Genomic DNA, 25,206 nt, shown 5'->3' with positions numbered 1-25,206 from the left:
GTTAGATATGACAAAACCTGTCCTTCGATTTGCCCCCAGCCCGACCGGGCTTCTCCATGTTGGTAATGCCCGCGTTGCCATGATGAACTGGCTTTATGCCCGTAAATCGGGTGGCCAATTCATTCTGCGCTTTGACGATACCGATCCGGAGCGTTCCAAGGATGAATATGTTGATGCCATCCGTGAAGATCTGGAATGGCTTGGCATTGACTGGGACCGCGAAGAACGCCAGTCGCTTCGTCAGGACAAATATGATGCGGCAATTGCCGACCTGAAAAAGCGTGAATTGCTTTATCCGTGCTATGAAACCGAAGGTGAGCTGAACTGGAAACGCAAGGCCGCCCGCCAGCGTCACCAGCCTTTCATCTATGACCGCAAGGCGCTGACCCTGTCGGCTGACGAGATCAAGGCACTCGAAGCCGAAGGCCGCAAACCGCATTGGCGTTTCCTTCTGACCGACGGCATGGTCGAATGGGATGATCTGACGCGCGGGATTTGCTCGTTTGACACCGAACATGTGTCTGATCCGGTCTTGATCCGCGAAGACGGATCGCTGCTTTATATGCTGGGCTCGGTGGTGGATGACCTTGAAATGGGGGTTACCCACATCATTCGCGGCGAAGATCATGTGACCAACACCGTGTCGCAGATTTTGCTGTATCTTGCCCTTGGCGGTAAGCCGGGTGCGCTTGAATTTGCCCATATGCCGCTTTTGGCCGGACCGGGTGGTTCGCAGCTTTCCAAACGTCTGGGCAGTCTGTCACTGCGTGAATTGCGCAATGACGGGTTCGAGGTCGAAGCCCTTGTCGGTCTTCTGACAGGTCTTGGGGCGTCCGATAAAATCGAACCGGCCAGCCTGACCCAGGTTCTTGATAAATTCGATCTGGATCATTACGGCCGTTCAACGCCGAAATTCGATCCGGCTGAACTGGCCAGCCTGAACGAAAAAGTCATCCATGACATGCCGTTTGAAATCGCACAGCCGAAACTGGTTGCTGCGGGCATGAATGATGCCAACGAGATGTTCTGGAATGCGGTGCGCGGCAATTGCTGGCGCGTGGCCGAGGCCCTGGAATGGTGGGATGTTATTCATCAGACCGTGATCCCGGAAATCGATGCCGAGGATGCCGAGTTCGTCAAACAGGCGGCCGATATGCTGCCTGAAGGTGAGCTTGACGCAACCAGCTGGAAATCCTGGACCGGCGCGCTCAAGGAGGCGACGGGCCGCAAGGGCAAACAGCTTTTCATGCCGCTTCGCAAGGCGTTGACCGCGCGTGAACATGGCCCGGAAATGTCGGCGATGCTGGTTCTGATCGGGTCTGAAAAGGCGCGTGCGCGGTTGTGTGGGAAGGCGGTCTGAGCATCTGCTTTGATCGCCGGAAATGCCCGCATTCAATCGCCAATACAGCCAAACGGACAATTTTGACATGACCAAGACCCTTCGTATCTATGACACGCTGACCCGCGAAAAGCAGGTATTCGAGCCGATTGATCCCGATCACGTGCGCCTTTATGTCTGCGGCCCGACCGTTTACGACTATGCCCATGTCGGCAATGCGCGCCCGGTGGTGGTGTTTGATACGCTGGTGCGCGTTTTGCGCCATATCTATCCCAAGGTAACCTATGTCCGGAACGTCACCGACGTTGACGACAAGATCAATGCCCGTGCCAAGGAAAGCGGCGAGCCGATTTCCGAAATCACCAAACGCACGCATCAGGCTTATCTTGATGATATGGGCGCGCTTAATGCCGCCAAGCCCGATATCGAACCGCGTGCGACTGAACATATCGCCGAAATGATCGCCATGTGCGAAAGCCTGATCGAACAGGGCTTTGCCTATGCCGCCGAAGGCCACGTTCTGTTTTCGGTCAGCAAGTTTGACGACTATGGCAAGCTTTCGCGTCGCGATCGCAAGGAAATGATCGCTGGTGCCCGCGTTGAAGTCGCCCCCTACAAACAGGACCCGGCGGACTTTGTTCTGTGGAAACCGTCCGAAGATGACATTCCGGGATGGGACAGCCCGTGGGGCCGTGGTCGTCCGGGCTGGCATATTGAATGCTCGGCCATGTCGACCCGTTATCTGGGCGAGAATTTCGACATTCATGGCGGCGGTTCGGATCTGGTGTTTCCGCACCATGAAAACGAACTGGCGCAAAGCTGCTGCGCGAACAAGGGTTCGAGCTATGCCAAATACTGGATGCATAACGGCCATCTGATGGTCGAAGGTGAAAAGATGTCCAAGTCGCTTGGCAACTTTGTCACCGTGCATGAGCTTCTGGAAAAATGGCCGGGCGAGGCCATCCGTCTGGCGATGATGGGCACCCATTATCATCAGCCGATCAACTGGACGGAAGAAAACCTGCGTCAGGCCAAAGAGGCGCTTGATCGTTTCTATACAGCCCTTCGCCAGAGTTCCGACGTGACCCCGGAAAATGTGCCGGTGCCGCGTGCGGTTCTTGAGGCGCTGTGTGATGATCTTAATACGCCGCTTGCGATTGCCGAGTTCCATAACCTTGTGACCCGTTTCAACAAGGCGGAAACCAAGTATGAACGCGCCGAGGCCAAGGGCGAAATCCTGGCCGCGGCCAAGCTGCTTGGTATTCTTGAAGGTGATCCGGAAGCCTGGTTTACCGGTTCTGCCGATGCGGATGAGGCCGCCGAGATCGAAGGCCTGATTGCCCAGCGTGCGGACGCCAAGAAGAACAAGGATTTCGCAACTGCTGACAAGATCCGTGATGATCTTCTGGCGCGCGGCATCATCCTTGAAGACTTCAAGGAAGGTACTAGCTGGAAGCGGGTATAGGCAGACAGAAACAAAGATGCATGGGAAGGGCAGATTATGTCAGTGAGTTTATCTCCAAAGGCTAGTGTGTTGATTACAGACTTGGACAATACACTTTTTGACTGGGTTGATGTTTGGCATGCTTCTTTTCAGGCAATGGTGGAGGAGATATCGCGGATCAGCGATATTGGTTTGGATGAGTTGCTGCCAGAAATAAAAGAAGTACACAAAAAACATGGTACTTCGGAATATGCGTTTCTGATTGAAGAGCTTCAGTGCTTACGGAAAAAGTTTCCAGACCAGAATCTCCTTGAAGTTTTTGCACCTGCAATCAATGCCTTCCGAGAGAAGAGGCGTGAACACCTTAAACTTTATGATGGCGTGAAAGAGACTCTGATAGAATTAAAAAAACGCGGGGTCCTAATAGTAGGATACACAGAGTCCAAAGCGTTTTACTCAAACTATCGAATGAGAAAGTTGGAACTCGATGGTTTAGTAGATTACTTATATTCTCCACCAGACCATAAAATTCCGAATAATCTTAGCCGGCAAGAGATCCGGAAATATTCTGAAGATAGCTACGAGTTTAATTATACTGAGCATAGATACACTCCTGAGCATGAGCTAAAGCCAAGTGTTGATGTTCTGAACAGTATTCTCGTCGACTTGGCGGTTTCACCCGAGGAATGCGTTTACATCGGCGATAGTTTGATGAAAGACATCGCTATGGCGCAAGGGGCAGGGGTGCTCGACGTGCATGCCGAGTATGGCAAAGCACAGGACCGAGAGGCCTACGATCTGCTGAAGCAAGTTACTCATTGGACGGATGCTGATGTTGCCCGCGAGAAAGCAATTCTTGAGGGGGAAACAGTAAGACCGACAGTTAAGTTGACAGCTTCAATGAAAGAACTTCTTAGCCACGTCAATTTTGTAAGGTTCCGAAGACCAGTTGATCACGAAAAGCGGATTGAATTGATGTTTCGTACCTGGGATAAAATTGTAGACGTGCAGAAGCATTTTAACGATTTACAGATGAAGGTGCGAAGTTTTGCAATTGCTGTGGTTGGCGCCTTCATGGGTGGTGCTGGTTTAGCGATAAAGAATGAAGTTTTTGTTCATCTTTTTGGCAAAGAGTTTCCTGTTTCCGCTTTAATTGTCGGCGGTGTGATTCCTATTTGGTTCGTGTTTTTTTTGATGGATAGGTATTGGTATCATAACTTCCTCACAGGAGCTGTGAAGCAGGGGTTATACTCTGAGAAAATACTTAAGCCTTTCATTCCTAATGTTGGTTTGACAACTGCAATCGGTAAGGAAAGTCCCAGCAAGATTGGAGGAATGGTCATTCACTCACGACACAAGATAAATTCCACCTACATGTTGGTTGGCCTTGCGCTGGTTGCTGTGTGTATTGGCTTGGCAACTGCTACGCCTAACAGCGCAATAAAGCATATTGATACAAACACAACCGCTACAGAGTGATTTTGTAGGTGGCGATATGAAAAAGGCCGCAGCATCGACTGCGGCCTTTTTGTTTGGGCGGGCAACAGTCGGGCAATAAATACCAAAGGTTGCGCATGGGCAGATTTCTGCCCAATTCATGTTGGATCATAGTTCGGAACGGATTGGACCCAACAGGAAGGCAACGTCTTTCATGTCTGAAATTGACCGTCGCAGATTTATGCAAGGGGCCGGTGCGCTTGGCCTGTCGGCCTCTTTGGGGGCCTTGATGCCCGGTGTGGCGCATGGCGCCCTGCGCAAGGATGTGCCTGACATTATCCGCAAACAGGTACCGTCCACCGGCGAAGCAATTCCGGCGGTCGGACTTGGCAGCTGGATCACGTTCAATGTCGGCAATGACATGGCCCTGCGTGATCAGTGCGCGGATGTGGTATCGGCGTTTTTCAATGCCGGCGGGCGGATGATCGACAGTTCGCCTATGTATGGATCGGCCCAGGAGGTTATCGGTTATTGTCTTGATAAACTTGGTGCCCATGACCGGGTGTTTTCAACCGACAAGGTCTGGACGTCCGGGGACGGGCTTGATCAGATTTCCGAAACACGCAAACGCTGGAACACCCGAAAATTTGACCTTTTGCAGGTCCATAATCTTTTGGGGATCAATGATAATCTGCCGCTTCTTTTCCGTCTGAAGAATGAAGGGCAGTTGCGCTATGTCGGGGTGACGACATCCCACGGGCGGCGGACCGAAGACCTGATTGCGGTGATGAAAAATGAACGGCTTGATTTCGTTCAGGTGACGTACAACCCGGTCGACCGCAAGGTCGAGGAATATTTGCTGCCGCTGGCCTATGACCGGGGCATTGCCGTCATCGTCAATCGTCCGTTTCGCGGTGGCAGTCTTCTTGATCAGCTCGAAGGTGAACCTTTGCCGGAATTTGCCGCCGAGCTTGAAGTGGAAAGCTGGGCACAGCTGATTTTGAAATATTTGATTGCCCATCCGTCCGTGACCTGTCCGATCCCGGCAACGACCAACCCGGCCCATGCGGCGGAAAACATGCGCGCAGCAACCGGACGTTTGCCCGATGACAAGATGCGCGAACAGATCGCAGCGGTTATCGGCGTTCTGATCTAGGAAACAGGATATGGGAAAGCTGGCATGACCGAATGGTGGGATTACGGACTGGCGGATTTTCTGCTGTTTTCGCCGCGTGTTTATTACCGTTTGTTTGAAACCATGAACAGCGTGTGGTGGATGGCGGTACTGGCGGCCTTTGTTGCCGGTCTGGTGGCGGCTGGCATGGCGATGCGCCATGGCCATCGCGGCAACCGGGTGATCCTTGTTTTGCTGTCGCTGATCTGGGCTTGGGCCAGCTATGGCTTTGTCTGGCAATATTATCAGCCGATCAACTGGGCGGTGGCCTATATCCTGCCGGGCTTTGTGATCGAGGTCCTGTTGCTTCTGGTTTTTGCCGCCCGTCCGTTGCCGTTGCGGTTTGGCTGGCGCGGGGATCTGACATCTTATGTCGGGGCGGCGATCATGGTTGTGGCAATCGTGATCTATCCTTTTGTCGGACTGCTTGAAGGGCGTGATCTGATACAGGCGGAACTGTTTGGCAGTGCTGCCGATCCGACCGCACTGGGCACATTGGGGTTTGTTCTGATGGCGCGCGGCACGTGGCGCTGGTTGCTTCTGCCGGTGCCGCTGATCTGGTGTGCCTTTGCCGCGGCCACGCTTTGGGTGATGGATCAGCAGATTGCCTATGTCATGCTGATTGCTGTTTGGCTGACGATCTTTTCGGGCTGGCTTGATCTTAAAAATGGGGTGACGACCCGTCGGCTGACCAAGGCCGAACTGGCCGATCCCCCGCCAATCAGCGATTGACCAGCAGCCGCAATCCAACCACGGCAAAAAACACGCCAAGCACCCCGTTGATCCAGTTGGCTGCCCGGCGATAGATCGATATGGCCGGGGCCGTCGAAAAGGCGGTGGCATAAAGCAAATGGATGCTGGTCGAAATCATGCCGCATCCGATCACGATGGCTGCGCCAACCCATAAGGGTGCGCCCTGGTGAAAGCCGATCGAAATGATCGCAATCCAGGTCAGGATGGCTTTGGGGTTGGTCAGATGAAGCGCAAGCCCGCGGAAATAATATCCGCGTCCGGAAATCTGGCGTGGTGACGTGCCATCGGTCGCGTTGCCTGTCCCTTGTGGATCGGCAGATGGCGCCTTGCGAAAGGCGGTGCGAAACGCCCGATAGGACATCCAAAGCAAATACAGGCCGCCAAAAATGCGAATGGCGGTCATGGCATCGGCATAGGCGGCAAGAACCGCCGACAACCCGGTCAGGGTCAAAAGCCCGATGGAAAACGACCCGGTTCCAATTCCCAGCGCAAAACGCTGTCCGGCGAAGCGTCCCTGTTCAAGCGATACCCCCATCAGGCCCAAAAGAGCAGGGCCGGGGCTGATCAATCCGACCAGAAGGGCGGCATAGGATAGCAATATTCCGGGCAAATACAGCCCGATCTCGGCAAGTGACGGCATGGGGCAGGTTCCTTTGCTGGTGGCAAAAGAACAGTAAGTCGCCAGCTACCCAATGTCGAGCAAGCAAAAAGAAACCCCTGTCAAAGACAGGGGCGAGTTGAGCTTGCGGTTGTTCCAACACCAAGTGGGGGAGTGAAAAGCATTGGAGCAACAGGGAGTTATTTCTTCTGGAGTTTCGCCTGTTCAAGCGACCAGTATTCCATGTCAAACAGATCGGCTTCGTTGATCGGGGCGAAGGTGCCGACTTCTTCGGCGGCATTGATGATGCGTGCGGTCTGTTCGCCAAGATCACCGGCAATGCGTGCGGCCTTGTCATTGGCACCAAGACCGATCAGGCCGACACCCTTGACCAGAACCATGCGCGGCCAGGCATCAAGCATGACTTTCGGTTCACTGGCATTCGGGGCATTGCGTTCGAAATAGGCCGCATATCGGGTTTTGAAATCAGCCAGTGCGGCGGCGATGTCATCAATGCCTGCATTGGCGGCGATGATCAGCGGGAACGGCTTGATGCGGATCACGTGATCGGGCGTTGCCGTGCCGCGTGCGGCAATGGTTTCAAGGTTATCATTTTCAAGATAACGCCGGATCGAGGGGGTGCTGCGGAAATCAAGGGCAATGCCGCCGGCAAAGGGGGAGTTACCAGCGCGCAAAACGGTTTCAATATTCTTCGCCAGCACCGGATCAATGTCGCGGTCCGAGCTTTCCGGACCGGGCAGGGCAATGCCCTTGGCGCTCAGATAGTTTTCGGCATCGGTGACGAAATCGATCATGCGGTCATAGGATTGCTTGGCGGTATCGCCAAAGGTGAACAGGCCATGGTTTTTAAGCCACAGACCTTCGCAATTCGGGAACTGGTCAAACAGATCCGCACCGGCAATCGAAAGATCATAACCCGGCATGACATAGGGCAGGAATGCAAGGCGATCACCATATATTTCCCGCATGATTTCTTCGGAATGGTCCTGGTTGGCGAGCGCGAGGACGGCCGTGGAGTGGGTGTGGTCGACGAAATCAAACGGAAGATAGGCATGCAGCAATGCTTCGACCGACGGGTTCGGGGCGGACGGATCAAGCAGGTTGCTGCGCAGAAGTGCGACCATTTCAGGATCGGAAAGCTTTTTGCTTTTGCGTGCGGCATGAAGCGGGGCGAGCTTCACCGCCGGCAAGCCGGGGGCTTCGATGGTTTCAAGGTCCCAGCCGCTGCCTTTGACATGCATGATGGCGTCGCCGTTGGTATCGGTAACCTTGACCGATGTATTGCCACCGCCATGCAGGACAAGATCGGCGACCTGACCAATGATGCGCGAGGTATAAACGCGCAGGCCAAGGGCCTCGGGCTGGCCGGCTTCGCGGGCCTGGTTGGCATAGCGCGCGGCGTCGTTATCGTTCCAAAGGTTTTCCATCAAAAAATCCGTAGGGTTAACAAGGGGGAGCTGGTCTGAAGAAATCCGGGTACGGCAAACCCCCAGGATCGCCGTACCCGTGGTGCCAAAGATCAGAAATCGAAATTGTCGATATTGTCTTTGGTAAAGACGGTGCGGTGCGGCAGCAGGATGATGCCGTTACCTTCGGCTTCGTACTCGTAACCCTGAACACTGTTCGGGGAAACTTCGACGGTGCCGACACCCGGAATGTCGAGCTTGTCGCCAACATTCATCGGGCCGTTATCAAGAACGTGGTTGGCAACAAAGACCGAAATTTTGCCCTGTTCGGTGACGTCCCAAAGGCCGAAACGCTCAACCGTGCCGCGTTTGACATAAGGACGCATCACGTTCGGGGTCGAGAAGCCGACAATGGTTACCTTGCCAGCGCGGTCAAGGTTCTCGGCAGCCTGTGCCGATGCCGGAAGGGCGTTGGCATCCGGGGCGATGATGGCATCAAGATCCGGATAGGCTTTCAGGATGCTTTCGGCAGTCTGAAGGGATTTCTGCGCATCGTTATAGCCATACTGGGTGGTAACGATTTCCCAGCCCGGATGTTCAGCAGCAATTTTGGCCTTGGCGGCATTGGCCCAGGCATTCTGGTCGGTCACGGTCGGGCTGGAATAGAAGAAGGCAACTTTTGCCTTTTCCTTTTTCACGCCGTCATTTGCCATATCGACAAGAAGACCGCCAAGCTGTTCCGGGGTTCCCTGGTTGATATAGTACGAACGGCATTCCGGTTTGACATCACTGTCCCAGGTCATGACCAGAACGTCGCGCTTCATGGCGCGCTGCAGGGCCGGGCAAAGACCATCCGGGGAAACCGACGACAGAATGATCGAGTTGTAACCCTGGTTCACGAAGTTGTTCACGAACTGGACCTGACCGGAAACGCTTGGTTCGGTCGGGCCATCATAGGTCACATCAATGCCCAGTTCCTTGCCAGCGGTGGTGGCACCATTGCCGCCACTGGTAAAGAAGCCGACACCGACAAGTTTCGGAATGAAGGCGATCTGGTTTTCGGCAAATGCCGGTGCTGCTGCCAGAAGCGAGCCGGCAATGGCCGCGGCTGACATCAGTTTTAACGTTCTTCCTGACATTTCTTCCTCCTTATGATGCTGCGCGTTTCCGGTTCATCGCCATTATTCGCGCAGCGACAAAATCGGCCAGCACGGCGCTTCCGTGGCGCAATGCGACCGCAACGACCAGCAACGCACCTGAGAGCGCGCTGGAAATCTGGCTGGGGACACCGCTCATTTGCAGGCCCTGCTGCAAATAACCGATGACAAGGGTGGCCAGAAGGGTGCCGATGATCGACCCCTGACCGCCGTAAATGGATGCACCACCAAGGACCGCTGCGGTGATCGCAGGCAGCAATGTCGCGGTGCCCAGGTCCACACGTGCCGATCCGAAATAGGATGACAGAACAAGTCCGGCAATCGCGGCAAAGACACCGGTCATGACATAGGTGATGGTTTGAATGGTTTTGATCGGAAGGCCGCTATAACGGGCGGCATGTTCGCTTAGTCCGCACATAAATACCGACCGGCCAAAGCGCGAATAATGCAAAACAACAAACAGGATTGCCGCTTCGACCAGCAGGACCAGGAACGGGGCGGGCAAACCACCCAGTTCGAAATAGGCAAAGGCGGTAAAGGCATCGGGGAAGTTGCCGATCCCTTCGTAACCGCTGGCCCCGACAACACCCGAAAGCACGGTCGCCGCACCGCCAAACAGGTACAAGCTGCCAAGCGTTACAACAAGTGGCTGAATGCGGGACACATGAATGACGGTGGCATTAAACAGGCCCGCCGCCGCACCCGCCGCAAGCGATGCCAAAATCGATACCGGCAACGGCATGCCAAAGAAGTTGGCAATGCCAAAGACAATGGCGCAAAGGCCAACCGCAGAGGCGAACGATACGTCAATCCCGCCAGCAATAATCACGATGGTCAGAGGCAGGGCAACAATCCCGATCTGGGCAAAGTCACTGGTGCTGTAAAGCAGGTTCGACAGATTAAGAAAACGCGGATTGATCATGCCAAAGATCGCAAATTCAGCGACCAGCATGGCCAGAAGGGCAGTTTCCCAACGCAGAAGATAACGTTTCATTATTCACCTGCCTCCTGGGTGCGGGGTTTGGACATGGTTTCGGGGCTGGACGCGGTTGACTGGTCGGGGTTGGTGTGGTGATGCACCGCATAGCGTTTGGCGCGAATGGCACGATCAACGGCCATGCGCACACGACCATCAAGCAGCAAGACCAAAAGCAACACCGCACCGGCAATGAAATCGTTCCAGAAGGCCGGGATTTTCAGGAAAACCAGTGCACTGTCGATCGAGGTCAGGAAAATGACGCCGACAAAAATGCCCGGAACCGTGCCGCTGCCCCCAAGAAGGCTGACGCCACCCAGAACGTTTGCAGCAATGGCTTTCAGCTCCAGCCCGTTACCGGCCTGATTGGGGATAAAGCCGATCTGGGCGGCAAAGATCATGCCGGCGATGGCGGCCAGAACGCCAGCCGCAACAAAGGCCGCGATCTGTACCAGTTTGACCGGAATGCCAAGATGGCGGGCGGCTTCGCGGTTATCGCCCACGGCATAGAAATAGCGCCCGAAACGGGTTTGGCGGACAAACAGGCCAACCACGATCAGGGACGAAATGACAATGACGGTCAGAACCGAAAACCCGACAGCGCCGTTATCAGCCAATGCCTTAAGCGACAGCGGAAGTTCTTCGATCCAGTTGCCGCCGGTCAAAATCAGCATCACACCGCGAAACAGGCCAAGTGTGCCAAGGGTTGCGATGATCGACGGCACATTAAGCATGGTGACAAGCAGGCCATTGATCAGTCCGGCAACCGCCCCGGTCAACAGGCAGGCGGCTATCGCAAGGCCAAGGCTGTGCCCGTCATTGAGCATCATGCCAAGCACCACGGCACTCAGTCCCAGCACAGAGCCGCTTGAAACATCGATATTACGGGTCAGGATCACCAGCATGGTGCCCAGTGCGACCGACATCAGAACAAGGCTGTTGGACATCACGACCGATGCGGTCGACAGCGACAGATATCCCGGTGCCGCCGCCCCGATCAGAAGAAAGGCAAGAATGGTGACAGCACACAGGGTCGCCACGCGATTACGTGCGAAAAAATCAAGCATGTGCCGGGCTCCCAGATTCAAAGGCAAGATGGGCAATGGCATCAACCGTCACCGCGTCACGTTCGAGCGCACCGCATTGCAGGCCATGGGCCATGACGACAACCCGGTCGGCAAGTTGTTCGATTTCGTCAAAGTCCGACGAAATGAGAACCACGCCCAATCCCTTGGCGGCCAATTCGCGAATAAGACGGTAAATGTCGTTGCGTGCGGCCACATCAACGCCGCGGGTTGGCTCATCAAGGATCAGAACCCGCGGATCGGCGGCAAGGCATTTTGCCAAAAGAACTTTTTGCTGGTTGCCGCCCGACAGGCGACCGGCTTGCTGGCCTTCGCCTTCGCACTTGATGCCAAGACTTTGACGGAACGTGTCAAAGGCCGATGTCTCATCCTTGCGTTTCGGGAAGAAACCAAGACGGTGCATGGTATAACCCGACATGTTCCAGGCAAGGGATGCTTCAAGAAACAGGCCGTTTTGCTGACGGTCTTCGGGAAGGTAAACCAGACCGGCATCAACGCAATCACGCGGGGAGCGTTTGGTAAGCGGCGTGCCCAGAAGATTAAGGTTGCCGCTGCGTGCCGGGCGCAGTCCAAACAGGGTTTCGGCCAGTTCCGATCGACCCGCACCAACAACACCGGCCAGACCGACAATTTCACCAGCCCGTACATTAAAGGAAATGTCGTGGAAGCCTTCGCCGCTGAAACGGTCGATTTCAAGAACCACGTCGCGGGTAGTGAAATCGATGTTGTTTTCTGTGCGTTTCACCGGCTGGGCGGACTGCACGGTTTTGGTCATGACTTCGACGATCCGATTGTCGTCATAATCGGAAAGAGGACCGGAAAGGACAATCGCACCATCGCGCAGGACGCTGATCACGCTGCAAATTTCGCGGATTTCGCGCAGCTTGTGCGAAATAAAGAAGATTCCGACACCTTGGGCCTTGAGCTGACGGACGCGATCAAACAGGGCGTTGGCTTCGTGCGGTGTCAGGGCCGATGTCGGTTCATCAAGGATCAGCACGCTGGCCTTGCGGATAAGTCCGCGCATGATTTCGACAATCTGGCGGTCGGCAATTTCAAGGGTGGCGGCCTGCGCATCAAGATCAAGCGAAACCGCAAGATCGCGCAGCAGAGCTTCGGCCTCGGCGCGAAGGGCGCGCGGCTTGGCTTTCAGGCCAAGGCAGATGTTTTCAAGCACGGACTGGTTCGGAAGAATATGCGCTTCCTGCGGGACCAGATACAGACCAAGCGACTGGGCAGCTGACGGTGACGCAGTGCCCAGTGTCTGTTCGTTGATTTCGACACTGCCCTGATCGGCATCCACCAGCCCGGCAATTGTTTTCATCAAGGTGGATTTGCCCGCACCGTTCCCGCCCAGAAGGGCATGAACCTGTCCGGCAAGCAATTCGATGTTGATCCCCTTAAGAACCGGTGTTCCGCCATAGGATTTCCATATGTCGGCGACGCGGACCGCGGTCCGGGGTGTTGTATTCTGTTCCATCCCTGGGAGCCTGTTCATTTGTTTTTATGAAAAACATTTGATCATATGATTCCAAATTCGTCAATAACCATGATTTCGAATGAAGATCAGTATATTTACGAATAAATGGCGATATATATGCCGCGTTGCAGTATGGAAGGCTGCAATTTTACGCTGTGCGCGGACCTGTTGACGTGATCATTTGTTTCATAGATAATCAAATGAACAGCGATACAGAAAATTCAGGGACTGGAAATATGGCGTCGGATGCAAACGACTGGAGTTATGCGGATGCGGAGGAGGAAACTCTAACCCGTATTGCGTGGTACTACTATAACGATGGCATGACCCAGGGCGAGATCGGCGAAAAGCTTGGTCTTTCGCGGATCAAGGTTTCCCGTTTGCTTGAAAGTGGTCGCCGCACCGGCATCATTCAGGTGCGAATCAATTCCCGTTATCAGGGATGCCTTGAACATGAACAGCGCCTTCAGGATGCCTGGGGTCTGCGCGAAGTTCGGGTGGTTCCCCATCTTGAAAATGGCGATCTGAATGAACGCCTTGGTCAGGCGGCTGCACAGTTTCTGATGCAGCGCCTTGGTAATGATGACCTGCTTGCTGTTGGTTGGGGGGCGACTGTCAGTCACACCATCCAGCGCATTGGTCATATGGCCAATGAACGCAATGTGTCGCTGGTCAGCCTTACTGGCGGGGTCGCGACCTATGTTGATGGTATGCGCACGGCAAACTGGGGCAGCAGTGTGCATCTGTTGCCCGCGCCACTTGTTGTGTCCGAGGATGCGGTTGCAGCCGCCCTTATGGGCGAACCGGGCATTTCCAATGTTCTGGAAATGGCGCTGAATGCGGCCTATCAGCTGGTCGGTATTGGCGAATTGAATAACGAGTCGACCGTTGTGCGTAGCGGATATGTCACCCCGGCCGAGGTTGAACCTTTGCGCCGCAAGGGGGCTGTCGGTGACATCCTGTGTCAGTTTTTCGATGACAATGGCGATGTGCTTGATCTGTCGCTGCATCAACGCGTGATCGGTGCGCGCCTCGAATCCCTGAATAAATCAAAGAATGTCATCGCCGCTGCCGGTGGTGACGGCAAAGTGCGCGCGATTCGTGCCGCGCTTAAAGGAAAATATGTCGACATCCTGATTACGGATGAAAAAACGGCAGAAAAATTGTTGGAGGACGTCTAGGGAATGGCAGCAGGAAATTACCTGCTTGCGATCGATGCCGGTACCGGCAGCGGTCGGGCAGTTGTGTTTGATCGGGATGGTCATCAGCTTGGCGCTTGTCAGCGCGAATGGTGGCACAAGGAGGATCCGCGTTTTCCCGGGTCGATGGATTTTGATGTTGATGGCAACTGGAAGCTGATTTGCGACTGTATTGCCGGTGCCCTGTCCGAAGCCGGTGTTTCAGGTGATGATATTGCGGCCGTCAGTGCGACATCAATGCGCGAGGCCATTGTTGCCTTTGATGCGGATGGCAAGGAAATCTGGGCCTGTGCCAATGTGGACGGTCGCGCGGTTGATCAGGTGCGCGCGCTTAAGGAAAGCTTCCCTGCTGTTGAAAAGGATCTGTATGGCAAAACCGGGCAGACCTTTGCGCTTGGTGCCTTGCCGCGTCTTCTTTGGATCCGCGAACAGATGCCTGACATCTATGAAAAGATTGATCGCATCGCGATGCTGTCTGACTGGGTGGTGGCACGGCTTTCGGGTGTGATCGCATCTGATCCGTCAAATGCCGGAACCACCGGGATTTTCGGTCTGCGTGAACGCGACTGGCTGCCTGAAGCCATGCGCGCGGTCGGGCTTCGCGATGATATCTTTCCCCAGGCCTATGAAACCGGGACCGCCGTTGGTCATGTGACGGCAAAGGCAGCCGTGGAAACCGGACTTTCGACCAGAACAACGGTTGTTGTCGGCGGTGGTGATTGTCAGCTGGGTACGGCCGGGCTTGGTGTTACCGGGATCGGGGATTGTGCGGTTCTTGGTGGCACTTTCTGGCAACAGATCGTCAATGTTGATGCAACCCTGACCGATCCGTCGATGAATTTGCGCATCAATCCGCATGTCATCACCGGGCTTAATCAGGCCGAGGCGATCAGTTTCTTTGTCGGTGCGGTCATGCGCTGGTTCCGCGATGCCTTTGGTCAGGAAGAATTGGCCAAGGTCGATGACCCGGGCAAGGCCTATACACTTTTGGAAAATCTGTCGAAGGATGTCCCGCTTGGGGCGCACGGGGTTATCCCGATTTTCTCGGACGTGATGCGCTATGGTAGCTGGTATCACGCAGCCCCGTCGTTCCTTAATCTTAGCATCGATCCGGAAAAATCGGGCAAGGCCGTGCTGTTCCGGGCGTTGCAGGAAAATGCCTGTATTGTCGCGGCGCGCAACCTTGATGCGATCTTCAAGCTTAGTGGCAAACGCCCTGACAAGATCGTCTTTGCGGCCGGTGCGGCAAAAAGCCCGCATTGGTCACAGATGCTGGCCGATGTGACCGGCATTCCTGTTGCAACCCCCGTGATCAAGGAGGCAACCGCACTTGGCTGTGCCGCTGCGGCGGCTGTTGGTGGCGGATTGCATGATGATCTTGCGGCCCTTGGACGGGAATGGGTGCGTTGGGACGGCATGTTTGAACCAAATGACAAGGTCAAATCTGACTATGACGCATTGGGGGAACGCTGGGCGCGGGCCTATGCCGCGCAGCGCCAACTGGTCGATCAGGGGGTTACGACCTCTATGTGGAAAGCCCCGGGTATCTGATCCGGAATGATTTTATCGAAGTGAATTAAGTTAAAAAGGATACATCATGCTCGTACAAATGGTGCATATCGAAGTCAAACCGGGACATGTCGACGAATTCATCGAAGCGTTCCGGATCAATTACGAAGGCACACGCAAGAACGAGGAAGGCAACCTGCGTTTTGACGTGCTGCGCGACCCGGAAAACGAACATAAATTCATGATTTACGAAGTGTTCCGTTCCGAAGACGATTTTCAGGCCCATCGCCAGACGGATCATTACAAGGAATGCGTGCGCCGCATCGACCCGATCATCACCGGTCCGCGCACCAAAACCTATTTCAATGCGGAAATGGCCGATTATCTGGCCTGAGTTTTCGTTGGATACTTGCAGGCGGTCTGTCAGCGCCTGTCAAATGACAAAGCCCCGGCAAATGACCGGGGCTTTGTGCATTATATAATGTGTCTGATCTTTGTTGTGCTGATTGATCAGGCTTCGCTTTCGGCTTCTGCGAGGATTTCATCCCCCTGACGGGCGATTTCGGAAAGTGCCTGTTCAAAGACTTCGGGCGGGTGACCGCCGGAAATGGCGAATTTGCCATTGACGACATAGGTCGGGACGGAGCTGATGCCTGCTTCGCCAAACTCGTCTTCTTCGGCGCGGACTTCCTTGGCGAATTCGTCGCTGGCAAGGATTTCTGCGGCACGGTCCGGCGAAAGCCCGACTTCCTCGACTGCGCGTTTGAGAACACCGTGATCAGCCATATTGTCGCCACCCTGGAAGTAGGCGGCAAACAGGTTGAGTTTAAGGGCGGTCTGCTGCCCGTACTCGCCTTCCTTGCCCGCCCAATAGAGCAGGCGGTGGGCGTCAAAGGTGTTATAGATGCGGCTGTCCGAGCTGAAATGGATCGGGAAGCCGACATTTTCACCCATCATGGTGATGCGCGCACGGTTGTCCGCACTCTGATCGGCGGTCAGGCCGTATTTTTCCTTGATATGCTCGGCGAGGTCCTGGCCTTCTGGCGGCATGTCGCGGTTCAGTTCGAACGGATGCCAGCGCAGTTTGACGTCGATCTCGCCATCAAGACGGCTGATGGCATCTTCAAGGTTTTTATACCCGATAATGCACCAGGGGCAGACAACGTCCGAAACGATGTCGATCTGCATGGGAATGGCGTTCGTCATTGGTAAGCCTTGCGTTTATTCGTGTGATCCTGCCCATCACATAATGCAACCGCCTTCAAACGCAAGAACTGATCGCAATCGATTGTCAGAAAACGGGCCGGCACAGCATGCCAAATGCCCCGGATCACGCGGGCACAAACATCACCGGATTGGCGCCCAAAAAATCCGCCTGACAGACGCAGGATAAATAAGGTGAAGTAGGAAAAAGTCAGTCCAGATCGTCCGTCGGGCTGCGCCGGGCGTGATCGACCATATATTCGGCAAAGGTTTCAAGGATCGGACAGGACCAGTTCGCGCGAATACGTTCGCCATCGCGTTCCCATTCCCCGTACCAACGTTCGTCGATATCGCGGAAAATGGTGTAATGGGCGAACCTGTCAGAAGCTGTCCAGCAATTCTTACCCGTACGTTCCCAGGTAAGTCCGGCAAGCATCATTAAATCAACGCTGGTGGTGGCTTCATGTGCCATCGTCGATGTCCCTAGACCGCAACCGGGCGACTTCAATTTATGGAGCAGTCCCCGGCCACTTTGCAATGTATAGTAGAGTTAAGCATTGATAGGTGGGGGTTACAATCATTCAAGGGGACAGGTCCGCTATCCTAAAGATGGGTTAGGGAGGGGATAGGGGGTGAAATTGCCCGAAAACCCCATTTTGCGTAATGCTGTTGCGCTGTGGGGTGTTTTGCGGCAATTTGCCAGACCCGTTTGCGGATCAGGGCTGCCGTAACGTAAAGCCCGGATCCCGAAGAGAGATGATCGATCAGTTGGAATGAATATGTCAGACAAGCGCGTCTATCTTTATGACAGTACCTTGCGCGATGGGCAGCAGACCCAGGGCGTGGATTTTTCGGCCGCGGACAAGACCGCGATTGCCAAGGCACTGGACGAATTGTCGATTGACTATATCGAAGGCGGCTGGCCCGGGGCAAACCCGACCGATGATGCATTTTTTGCCAATCCGCCCAAACTTAAAAATTCCAAACTGACAGCCTTTGGCATGACCCGTCGTGCCGGTCGTTCGGCATCGAATGATCCGGGGCTTGCCAGCCTGGCGCAGAATGCACCGATTGTGTGCATGGTCGGAAAAAGCTGGGATTTTCAGGTGACCGAGGCACTCGGGATCGAGCTTGATGAAAATCTGGCGATGATTTCGGACTCCATTGCCCATCTGAAATCAAAGGTTTCCGAAGTCATGTTCGATGCCGAGCATTTCTTTGACGGCTATAAGGCCAACCGTGATTACGCGATTTCGGCAATCAAATCGGCCTATGATGCCGGGGCGCGCTGGGTGGTGCTGTGTGACACCAATGGCGGCACATTGCCCGACGAGATTTTTGACATTGTGACCGATGTCTGCACGGTCATTCCGGGCGGGAATGTCGGCATTCATTGCCATAACGATACCGAGAATGCGGTTGCGAACTCCTTGGCCGCGGTCCGCGCCGGTGCGCGACAGGTGCAAGGGACGCTTAATGGTCTGGGTGAACGGTGCGGCAATGCCAACCTTATTTCGATCATCCCGACCCTGATGCTCAAGATGGGGTATGACGTTGGTGTTTCGCGCGAACAACTGACCCATCTTCGCCGGATTTCCCATATTCTGGACGAACGCCTGAACCGTGAACCGCTGCGTCAGGCGGCCTATGTCGGTGACAGTGCCTTTGCCCATAAGGGCGGTTTGCATGTCTCGGCGGTGGAAAAGAACCCGGCCTGCTATGAACATGTCGAACCGGAACTGGTCGGCAATCAGCGCCATATCCTGGTATCGGATCAGGCGGGGCGTTCAAACATTCTGGCCCGGTTCCGCGAGATCGGTGTTGAAGTCGATCCGAAATCCGAAGCAGTCGGCAAACTGGTTGAAACGGTCAAGCAGCGTGAATTTGACGGCTATGCCTATGACGGGGCCGAGGCCAGCTTTGAATTGCTGGCGCGCAAGGCCATGGGCGAACTTGATCGCTATTTCCGTGTGACATCATTCCGCGTGATTGACGAACGGCGCTGGGTCGATGAGCAGGACGAACAGGTCATCACCATGAGTGAGGCCACCGTCAAGGTCGTGGTCGGTGACGAACAATATATGTCGGTCGCCGAAGGGAACGGCCCGGTCAACGCCCTTGATGCGGCGCTTCGCAAGGTTCTGGTGACGGTGCCGGAATATCGCGAAGCGGTCGAGCAGATCGAACTGATCGACTATAAGGTCCGCATCATAACGCGCGGCGACGGTACGCGTGCGGTGACCCGTGTCATGATCGAAAGCCGCGATGCCGATGGCAATAACTGGGCGACAGTGGGCGTTTCGACCAACATTATTGAGGCATCCTATAACGCGCTTCGGGATTCCATTACCTATAAGCTGTTCAAATCCGGCGTCCGCAGCCAGCATGGCTGAGCGGTCTGGAATGGCATGATGCATATGGCGGCCGGGGTAAATGCCCCGGCCGTTTTGATTTGGCCGGGCTGGGAAGTTCAGCCTCTGCATCCCAAGGGGCGTGATGCTTGCGGACTGGCGTCAGGCGACGGGGCAAGGCGACTGGCTTTATAAGACCGGCTTAAGGAGACTGGCGCAAGCGGTTGGCTTTTGCTAAGTAAGCGCCAATATGGACGGGAATATCCGTCACCAACCCGCATATCACGACCGGAGATCTGACCCGATGAGCGACGCCGTAGGGAGTGCCAAACCCGAAACCGGTGGCATTGCCAACCCGCCCGTAATCATTCTGATTGAACCGCAGCTTGGCGATAATATCGGCAAGGCGGCGCGTGCGATGTTGAATTGTGGTCTGGTTGACCTGCGTCTGGTCCGTCCGCGTGATGGCTGGCCCAATGAACGGGCAACAGCCAATGCATCGGGTGCCGATATCGTGATTGATAACACCAAGGTGTTCGAGCGCGAAGAAGATGCGCTTGCCGATCTGAACCGTGTCTATGTGACAACCGCACGCACGCGCGATGCGATCAAACCGGTCTTTACCCCCAAGGGGCTGGCACCGGAAATGCGCAATGTGATTTCGCGGGGTGAAAAGGTCGGCGTGATGTTCGGCCCGGAACGGACCGGCGTTCGTAACGAACATATCGCCATGGGCGATGCGGTGGTGACCGTGCCGCTTAATCCCGGTTTCACATCGCTTAATCTGGCACAGGCAGTTCTTCTGATCGGCTATGAATGGTGGCAGGCCGGTGTCGACGTGCCCGATTATCAGATGATGATGAATGACACCTTCCCGGCGACCAAGGATGATATGGAGCGCCTGTTTGTGCATCTGGAGGCCGAGCTTGATGCATCGGGATTCTTCCGGGTCGAGGAAAAGCGCCCGAACATGCAGCGCAATATCCGCAACATTTTCAACCGTGCCAACCTGACCCATCAGGAAGTGCAAACCCTGCGCGGGATGATTGTTGCCATGCGCGGTGGCAAATACAAATCCAAGGATTGATCAGGCCAAAGCCGATATCTTCCAGACGGTTAGCCGCGATACGGCCCGGTTGGAGCGGGCAGTGTGATCGACCCGATCTGCCAGATCGCCCAAGATCGCAGAAATGCAGGGCTTCCATGCAGGTCCGGTGCGGCGATTAATGTTTGACTCTTGATCAATCATCTCTATATTGCGCCTCACTTCCGAGAAAGCGGGTCGAAAAAGGTGTTTTCGTCCCCGTTCCGCATGTCCGTTATTCGGGCGGTTGGAAACTATCGGGACAATAAGTGATCTTTAAAAAAAGAGAGTTACAAAATGTCGAAACGTATTGCTGCAAAGCATAAGATTGACCGCCGCCTTGGCGTGAACCTTTGGGGTCGTGCAAAATCGCCGCTGAACAAGCGCGAATACGCACCGGGCATGCATGGCGCAACCCGTCGTAAGAAGCCGACCGACTATGGTACCCAGCTGTTCGCTAAACAGCAGCTCAAAGGCTACTACGGTTCGATCTCCGAAAAACAGTTCCTGCGTTACTTCAAAGAAGCATCGCGTCGTCCGGGCGATACCTCCGAGCATCTGGTTGGTATTCTTGAACAGCGTCTTGACGCAGTTATCTACCGCATGAAATTCGTTCCGACCGTGTTCGCCGCACGTCAGTTCGTTAACCACGGCCACATTCTTGTCAACGGCAAGAAAGTAACCATTCCGTCCTACCTTGTTAAAGAAGGTGACGTTGTCGAAGTGAAATCCGCTTCGCGTGAAATCCCGATGGTTCTCGAAGCTGCCAACCTTGCAGAGCGTGACATTCCGGAATATCTCGACGTTGATGCGAAAGCCTTCAAAGGTACCTTCGTTCGCGTTCCGAAATTCGCAGAAATTCCGTACCCGGTTCAGATGCAGCCGAACCTGGTCATCGAATTCTACTCGCGTTAATCCTTACGGATTTCGCGACGAAACGATACGAAGACGCCCGCTGGAAACAGCGGGCGTTTTTGTTTGTCCGGATCGTTGGTAAAATTGCCGCTGACCGACCATAAAACCCCCGACGCGAAACAGGCATCGGGGGTTTTGGTGTTTGGGGCCACTTTTCGGGGCGGGCCGGTCTATTGTTTTTGGCTTTTCTTGTGGCCTATGGCTTGTTGAGCTGCTCGGACGCCTGTTGGGCGGCCGCGGCAACGGCTTCGTGTTTCTGTTCGGGGGTGGCATCGGCGGGGACGTCGACCTTGACGTTGCGCGATGCCATCTGGATGCCGTTTTCCTTGAACATCGCAAGCACGCTTTGATAGACGGTTTTGCGGATGGTGAATTGTTCGCCGGGTTTGGCGGTGTATTTCAGGCCGATCACCATGTTGAATTCTTCCATCCGGCGCACACCCTGGGATTTCAACGGTTCAATGAAGCTGTCACCGATCAGCGGATCATTCAAAAGTTCCGCAGCCAGCTTTTTGACCAGTTTCTTGATCTTGTTCACATCGGTATCAAACGGCACCCGGAATTCCAGTTTGACGATCACCCAGTCGCGGCTGTGATTGACGATGGATTTGATTTCGCCAAACGGGATGGTCTGAAGCGGGCCGCGATGATGGCGCAATTGCATGGACCGGATTGAAATGTTTTCAACGCGCCCGCGCAGGTTATCGACTTCGATATATTCGCCAAGCCGGAAGGCATCATCAAGCAGGAAGAAAACCCCGGCCACCACATCGCGCACCAGTGCCTGACTGCCAAAGCCAAGGGCAAGGCCGACCACACCGGCACCGGCAATCAGTGGCCCGATATCAACGCCAAGCGATGACAAGGTTACCATCGCCACCATGATGACAATCACGGTCAGGGCAAAGTTTTTAAGCAACGGCAACAGGGTCTCAACCCGCGAAAGCCCCGATCCGCCGCCTTCATCCCCGCCATGCCCGGCGTTTGACGCGCTCATGCGTTCGTCAAGGAATGCCTTGATCAATGACCAGATCAGATCGGCAATCAGCAGGATCATGATGATTTCGGTCGACGCATCAATGACGCGGGCAACGATGCCGGCATCCTCGGCCATGGCCAGCCGGTCAAGTCCCCAGATCCGCCACATGCTGCCCAGAACAAACACAAGGGCAAGCAACCTTACCCCGCGTTTGAGAACCTTGGTAAAGACCGGAAGTTTGGGAGCGACCGGTTCGAATTCGGTATCGTTTTCAAGGGCCGCGGCCTGTGCGATGGCGTTTTGTTCGTCTGCTTCCTGCTGTGCTGTTTTGACCTTGAGGCGGTGCTGGCCTTCGATGATGTTGCGAAACACCACATCAAACACACAGGCAAGCCCGATGGCGATCAGCGCCTTGAGAATGCGTTCCGCACCAATGATCGCAGCCCCGCCCATCAGGATGATCCAGGCCGAAACAATCACCGGCCAAAGCCGCGCAATCGAAGTCGGAAGGGCGATCTTTTCGATCCCGTCGCCGGACTGATGGCGGGCAAAGAACCGGCCCAGCCACCAGGTGGCAACACAAAACGAAATCACCGAAATCACCACGGCATGGTCAAACAGGATGATATCGCCCTGAACCATGGTGGGGGCGGCACTGAAAACCCCGGCAATGCCAAATGAAAACAGCGAAATCCCCGCCGCCCAGGCCAGGCTTCCGGTCAGGGCGCTTGCGGTTTGCGGATCGACATTGATCATGCGCAGGCCGTCGGCCTTTGGCGCGAACAGGAATTGCAGGACAATCATGATGATGCGCAGCAGGAAGAATGCTGTCAGCAACGACATGATCGCGGCCTTCATGATCGGAGGCCAATCAAATATCAGGAACGTGCCCACCGACCCGATGGCAAACACACCAAGTGACAGCAGCGACAAAACACAAAGGGCCGCCATCTGTTTGAGGCGGTCGGAAAACTTTTGCGGGGATTGGCGTTCAAGATAGGCACATATCGATGCCGAAAAACGGCGATATATCACTTCGGCGACAATGCCCACACCAACAAATATCGCGGTAAACAGGGCAATCCACATCAACCCGGTCTTGCCGACATCCGATGATATCAGATCAAGGGTGGCGGCAACTTCATGCGGAAACGCTTCAAGCCCGCGCAGGGTCGCGTCGATATGGGCCTGGGTGCGGTTAATGCCTTCGTCAAGGAAGGCATAATAGCTAAACGTTTCGGCAACAACGGTGTCGGGTGCGCGATTGGTTGTAGCATCTGGTGCCGTGGCATCCGGGGCCGGTGCTTGGGCATCGTCCGATCCGCTGATGGCGGCAATTGCAGCCATTTGTGCCTGTGCGGGGGCCGGTGGATTGGCAATCCAAGCCAAGCCGGAAAATAGCAAAAGACATGCTATTGATTTGATTGCTGCTTTCATCCCCGGTCACTTCCCCTGTTGCGCGAAGAATAGCATCCCTCAAGGATGGGGGAGAGCGCGCCAAGCATCAAGAAATAGTTTTACGAGGATGCCTGTAATGAACGCAAAAGATGTGCCCGGGATGTTTCCGGGATATGCACGGATGGATCGCAGGCACAAAAAAACGCGCTGGCGATCATCGCGCAGCGCGTTTGATGTCGGGCTGGTCGCGCCTTAGGCAGCGACGGCAACGCCCTTGTCTTTAAGATGCTGGGCCAGTTCGCCCGATGCAAACATCTCACGGACGATGTCACAGCCACCAAGGAACTCGCCCTTGACGTAAAGCTGCGGAATGGTCGGCCAGTTGGAGAAGTCCTTGATGCCCTGACGGATTGCCGGGTCGACCAGAACGTTCACGTCTTTGAACTGAACACCGAGTTCAGCCATGACCTGAACCACAGCAGCAGAGAAACCGCACTGCGGGAACATTGCAGTACCCTTCATGAACAGAACGATATCGTTATCGTCAATGTCCTTCTGGATGCGATCGAAAACCGGATTGTCGGTCATAATGATTGTCCTTGGCTTGGGCGGCGATCTCTCGGCCGCGAAAAACGGGTTAAACTTTTATGGCCGAAGATATGGCTGGAACCTGTGGTTCTGTCAACTGTTGCGGCGGTTTTTGCGCACATTGCGCAGGTTATCCCACGTGAAAATGCCAAGTCCGAACCACACCAGCCCATAGGTCACCATATGCGCGCTGGTAAAGGTTTCGCCAAATACCAGAACCGCGACAATGAATTGCAGGGTCGGGTTAAGATACTGCATCAGACCAAGCACGGAAAACTTCATATTGCGCGCGGCATAGGCAAACAGAACCAGCGGAATGGTGGTGCAGACCCCAAGTCCGATAAACAACAGATCGTTGGTCATGCCGGTATGGCCAAATGCCATCTCACCCTGCGCGCCAAGCCAGACCATGTAACCAAGGGCAATCGGCGTGATCAGCGCGCATTCAACAAAAAGACCGGCAATCGGATCGGCCGGAACAAATTTGCGGATCACGCCATAAAACCCGAACAGCGACGACAGGCTAAGCGCGATCCAGGGCAGATGCCCATAGGAAACCAGAAGGTTCAAAACCCCGAGTGCGCAAATACCCACAGACAGGATTTGAACGCGGTTAAGCTTTTCGGCAAAGAAAATGCGCGCCAGGATCAGCATGATCAGCGGCATGATGTAATAGCCAAGGCTTGCTTCAAGCGCATTGCCGGTATTGACCGCCCAGATGTAAATCACCCAGTTGCCCGCCACCAGAAGGCTGCTCAGAAACAGAAGGCCAATTGTCTTGGCCGATGAAATCAGCACCCAGAGTTGCTTGCGCCGGCCAAGGGCAATGATCATCGCAAATGTCAAAACCGCCGACCAGATGATCCGGTGGGACAGGATCTCAAGCGGCACCGCAAAGGATACCATTTTGAAATACAGCCCGAAAATGCCCCAGATGGTGAAGGCACCAAGTCCGGCGAGCGGTCCGGCACCGATCAGGGCCGGCTTATCTTGTGATGACATTTGATGAGCCGTGGTCAGTTAATGGGGCTGGTCATGCCGGATGTCGTCGGGTGGCGGCAAATCCGGTCTTGACGGGATCGGGCGCCGATGGTTGGTCGGCGCCCGAAA

General features: G+C 54.9%; 22 protein-coding genes. 11 read left to right on the top strand and 11 right to left on the bottom strand.

Translation table 11 applies throughout. The features are described from left to right. Positions 1–7 precede the first annotated feature (7 nt). From gltX to M9H61_RS09365, 5 genes are all read left to right on the top strand, one after another. Positions 8–1,360, top strand: coding sequence for a glutamate--tRNA ligase (gene gltX / locus M9H61_RS09385; protein ID WP_250284734.1), 1,353 nt, complete (start codon positions 8–10; stop codon positions 1,358–1,360). Positions 1,361–1,427: 67 nt separating this feature from the next. After that, positions 1,428–2,804 (top strand): cysteine--tRNA ligase, encoded by a 1,377-nt coding sequence (cysS, locus tag M9H61_RS09380; protein ID WP_250284732.1) that lies wholly within the window; start codon positions 1,428–1,430, stop codon positions 2,802–2,804. A gap of 36 nt (positions 2,805–2,840) precedes the next feature. Continuing rightward, positions 2,841–4,262 carry an HAD family hydrolase gene (locus M9H61_RS09375; protein WP_250284731.1) on the top strand — a complete coding sequence of 474 codons (1,422 nt, stop codon included), beginning with the start codon at positions 2,841–2,843 and terminating at the stop codon, positions 4,260–4,262. Positions 4,263–4,434: 172 nt separating this feature from the next. Further along, positions 4,435–5,376 (top strand): aldo/keto reductase, encoded by a 942-nt coding sequence (locus tag M9H61_RS09370; protein ID WP_101248181.1) that lies wholly within the window; start codon positions 4,435–4,437, stop codon positions 5,374–5,376. A gap of 24 nt (positions 5,377–5,400) precedes the next feature. Beyond that, positions 5,401–6,126: a DUF6064 family protein gene (locus tag M9H61_RS09365; RefSeq protein ID WP_101248111.1), complete on the top strand. Its 726-nt coding sequence runs from the start codon at positions 5,401–5,403 to the stop codon at positions 6,124–6,126. On the opposite strand, the gene M9H61_RS09360 is transcribed toward M9H61_RS09365, so the two are convergent. From M9H61_RS09360 to lsrA, 6 genes are all read right to left on the bottom strand, one after another. Next, complete coding sequence (locus tag M9H61_RS09360; protein ID WP_250284728.1) at positions 6,116–6,787, bottom strand: LysE family translocator; 672 nt, start codon at positions 6,785–6,787, stop codon at positions 6,116–6,118. The genes M9H61_RS09365 and M9H61_RS09360 overlap by 11 nt on opposite strands. A 158-nt stretch (positions 6,788–6,945) precedes the next feature. Continuing rightward, positions 6,946–8,193, bottom strand: coding sequence for a class II aldolase/adducin family protein (locus tag M9H61_RS09355; protein WP_250284726.1), 1,248 nt, complete (start codon positions 8,191–8,193; stop codon positions 6,946–6,948). Positions 8,194–8,285: 92 nt separating this feature from the next. Continuing rightward, the gene (gene lsrB / locus M9H61_RS09350; RefSeq protein ID WP_114114024.1) at positions 8,286–9,311 is read right to left on the bottom strand and encodes an autoinducer 2 ABC transporter substrate-binding protein LsrB; all 1,026 of its coding nucleotides are present in this window, start codon (positions 9,309–9,311) and stop codon (positions 8,286–8,288) included. A gap of 10 nt (positions 9,312–9,321) precedes the next feature. Beyond that, positions 9,322–10,323 (bottom strand): autoinducer 2 import system permease LsrD, encoded by a 1,002-nt coding sequence (locus M9H61_RS09345; protein ID WP_101248107.1) that lies wholly within the window; start codon positions 10,321–10,323, stop codon positions 9,322–9,324. Continuing rightward, positions 10,323–11,372, bottom strand: a complete 1,050-nt coding sequence (gene lsrC / locus M9H61_RS09340) for an autoinducer 2 ABC transporter permease LsrC (protein WP_250284725.1) — start codon at positions 11,370–11,372, stop codon at positions 10,323–10,325. The genes M9H61_RS09345 and lsrC overlap by 1 nt, the downstream gene beginning before the upstream one ends. Further along, positions 11,365–12,870, bottom strand: coding sequence for an autoinducer 2 ABC transporter ATP-binding protein LsrA (lsrA, locus tag M9H61_RS09335; RefSeq protein ID WP_250284724.1), 1,506 nt, complete (start codon positions 12,868–12,870; stop codon positions 11,365–11,367). The genes lsrC and lsrA overlap by 8 nt, the downstream gene beginning before the upstream one ends. Before the next feature lie 236 nt (positions 12,871–13,106). Between lsrA and M9H61_RS09330 the strand changes: the two genes are divergently transcribed. The 3 genes from M9H61_RS09330 to M9H61_RS09320 are packed head-to-tail and all read left to right on the top strand — an operon-like array spanning position 13,107 to position 15,972. Further along, positions 13,107–14,051: a sugar-binding transcriptional regulator gene (locus M9H61_RS09330; protein WP_101248104.1), complete on the top strand. Its 945-nt coding sequence runs from the start codon at positions 13,107–13,109 to the stop codon at positions 14,049–14,051. 3 nt (positions 14,052–14,054) lie between these two features. Further along, on the top strand, positions 14,055–15,620 hold the full coding sequence (gene lsrK, locus M9H61_RS09325) for an autoinducer-2 kinase (protein WP_250284723.1): 1,566 nt from the start codon (positions 14,055–14,057) through the stop codon (positions 15,618–15,620). Positions 15,621–15,666: 46 nt separating this feature from the next. Beyond that, entirely contained in the window at positions 15,667–15,972 is a 306-nt protein-coding gene (locus tag M9H61_RS09320) for an antibiotic biosynthesis monooxygenase (RefSeq protein WP_101248102.1), read from the top strand. A 116-nt stretch (positions 15,973–16,088) separates the two neighbouring features. On the opposite strand, the gene M9H61_RS09315 is transcribed toward M9H61_RS09320, so the two are convergent. Next, entirely contained in the window at positions 16,089–16,784 is a 696-nt protein-coding gene (locus tag M9H61_RS09315) for a DsbA family oxidoreductase (protein ID WP_068517206.1), read from the bottom strand. Positions 16,785–16,992: 208 nt separating this feature from the next. Then, a complete protein-coding gene (locus M9H61_RS09310; RefSeq protein ID WP_068517205.1) occupies positions 16,993–17,253 on the bottom strand; it encodes a hypothetical protein in 261 nt (86 codons plus the stop codon). Positions 17,254–17,560: 307 nt separating this feature from the next. Here M9H61_RS09310 and cimA point away from each other — a divergent pair, with 307 nt between their 5' ends. From cimA to rpsD, 3 genes are all read left to right on the top strand, one after another. Further along, positions 17,561–19,174, top strand: coding sequence for a citramalate synthase (gene cimA / locus M9H61_RS09305; protein WP_371833744.1), 1,614 nt, complete (start codon positions 17,561–17,563; stop codon positions 19,172–19,174). A 262-nt stretch (positions 19,175–19,436) separates the two neighbouring features. Next, a complete protein-coding gene (locus tag M9H61_RS09300; protein WP_101248100.1) occupies positions 19,437–20,219 on the top strand; it encodes an RNA methyltransferase in 783 nt (260 codons plus the stop codon). Positions 20,220–20,513: 294 nt separating this feature from the next. Beyond that, positions 20,514–21,131 (top strand): 30S ribosomal protein S4, encoded by a 618-nt coding sequence (gene rpsD, locus M9H61_RS09295; protein ID WP_068517202.1) that lies wholly within the window; start codon positions 20,514–20,516, stop codon positions 21,129–21,131. Positions 21,132–21,327: 196 nt separating this feature from the next. On the opposite strand, the gene M9H61_RS09290 is transcribed toward rpsD, so the two are convergent. From M9H61_RS09290 to rarD, 3 genes are all read right to left on the bottom strand, one after another. Beyond that, a complete protein-coding gene (locus tag M9H61_RS09290) occupies positions 21,328–23,457 on the bottom strand; it encodes a mechanosensitive ion channel family protein (protein WP_250284721.1) in 2,130 nt (709 codons plus the stop codon). Positions 23,458–23,760: 303 nt separating this feature from the next. Continuing rightward, positions 23,761–24,096 (bottom strand): Grx4 family monothiol glutaredoxin, encoded by a 336-nt coding sequence (gene grxD, locus M9H61_RS09285; RefSeq protein WP_068517200.1) that lies wholly within the window; start codon positions 24,094–24,096, stop codon positions 23,761–23,763. A gap of 93 nt (positions 24,097–24,189) precedes the next feature. Then, on the bottom strand, positions 24,190–25,098 hold the full coding sequence (rarD, locus tag M9H61_RS09280; RefSeq protein ID WP_250284718.1) for an EamA family transporter RarD: 909 nt from the start codon (positions 25,096–25,098) through the stop codon (positions 24,190–24,192). Positions 25,099–25,206 lie beyond the last annotated feature (108 nt).

Source organism: Thalassospira sp. GO-4, assembly GCF_023588965.1.
GTDB classification, from domain to species: Bacteria; Pseudomonadota; Alphaproteobacteria; order Rhodospirillales; family Thalassospiraceae; genus Thalassospira; species Thalassospira povalilytica.
This window is presented reverse-complemented; position numbering and strand designations above follow the sequence as displayed.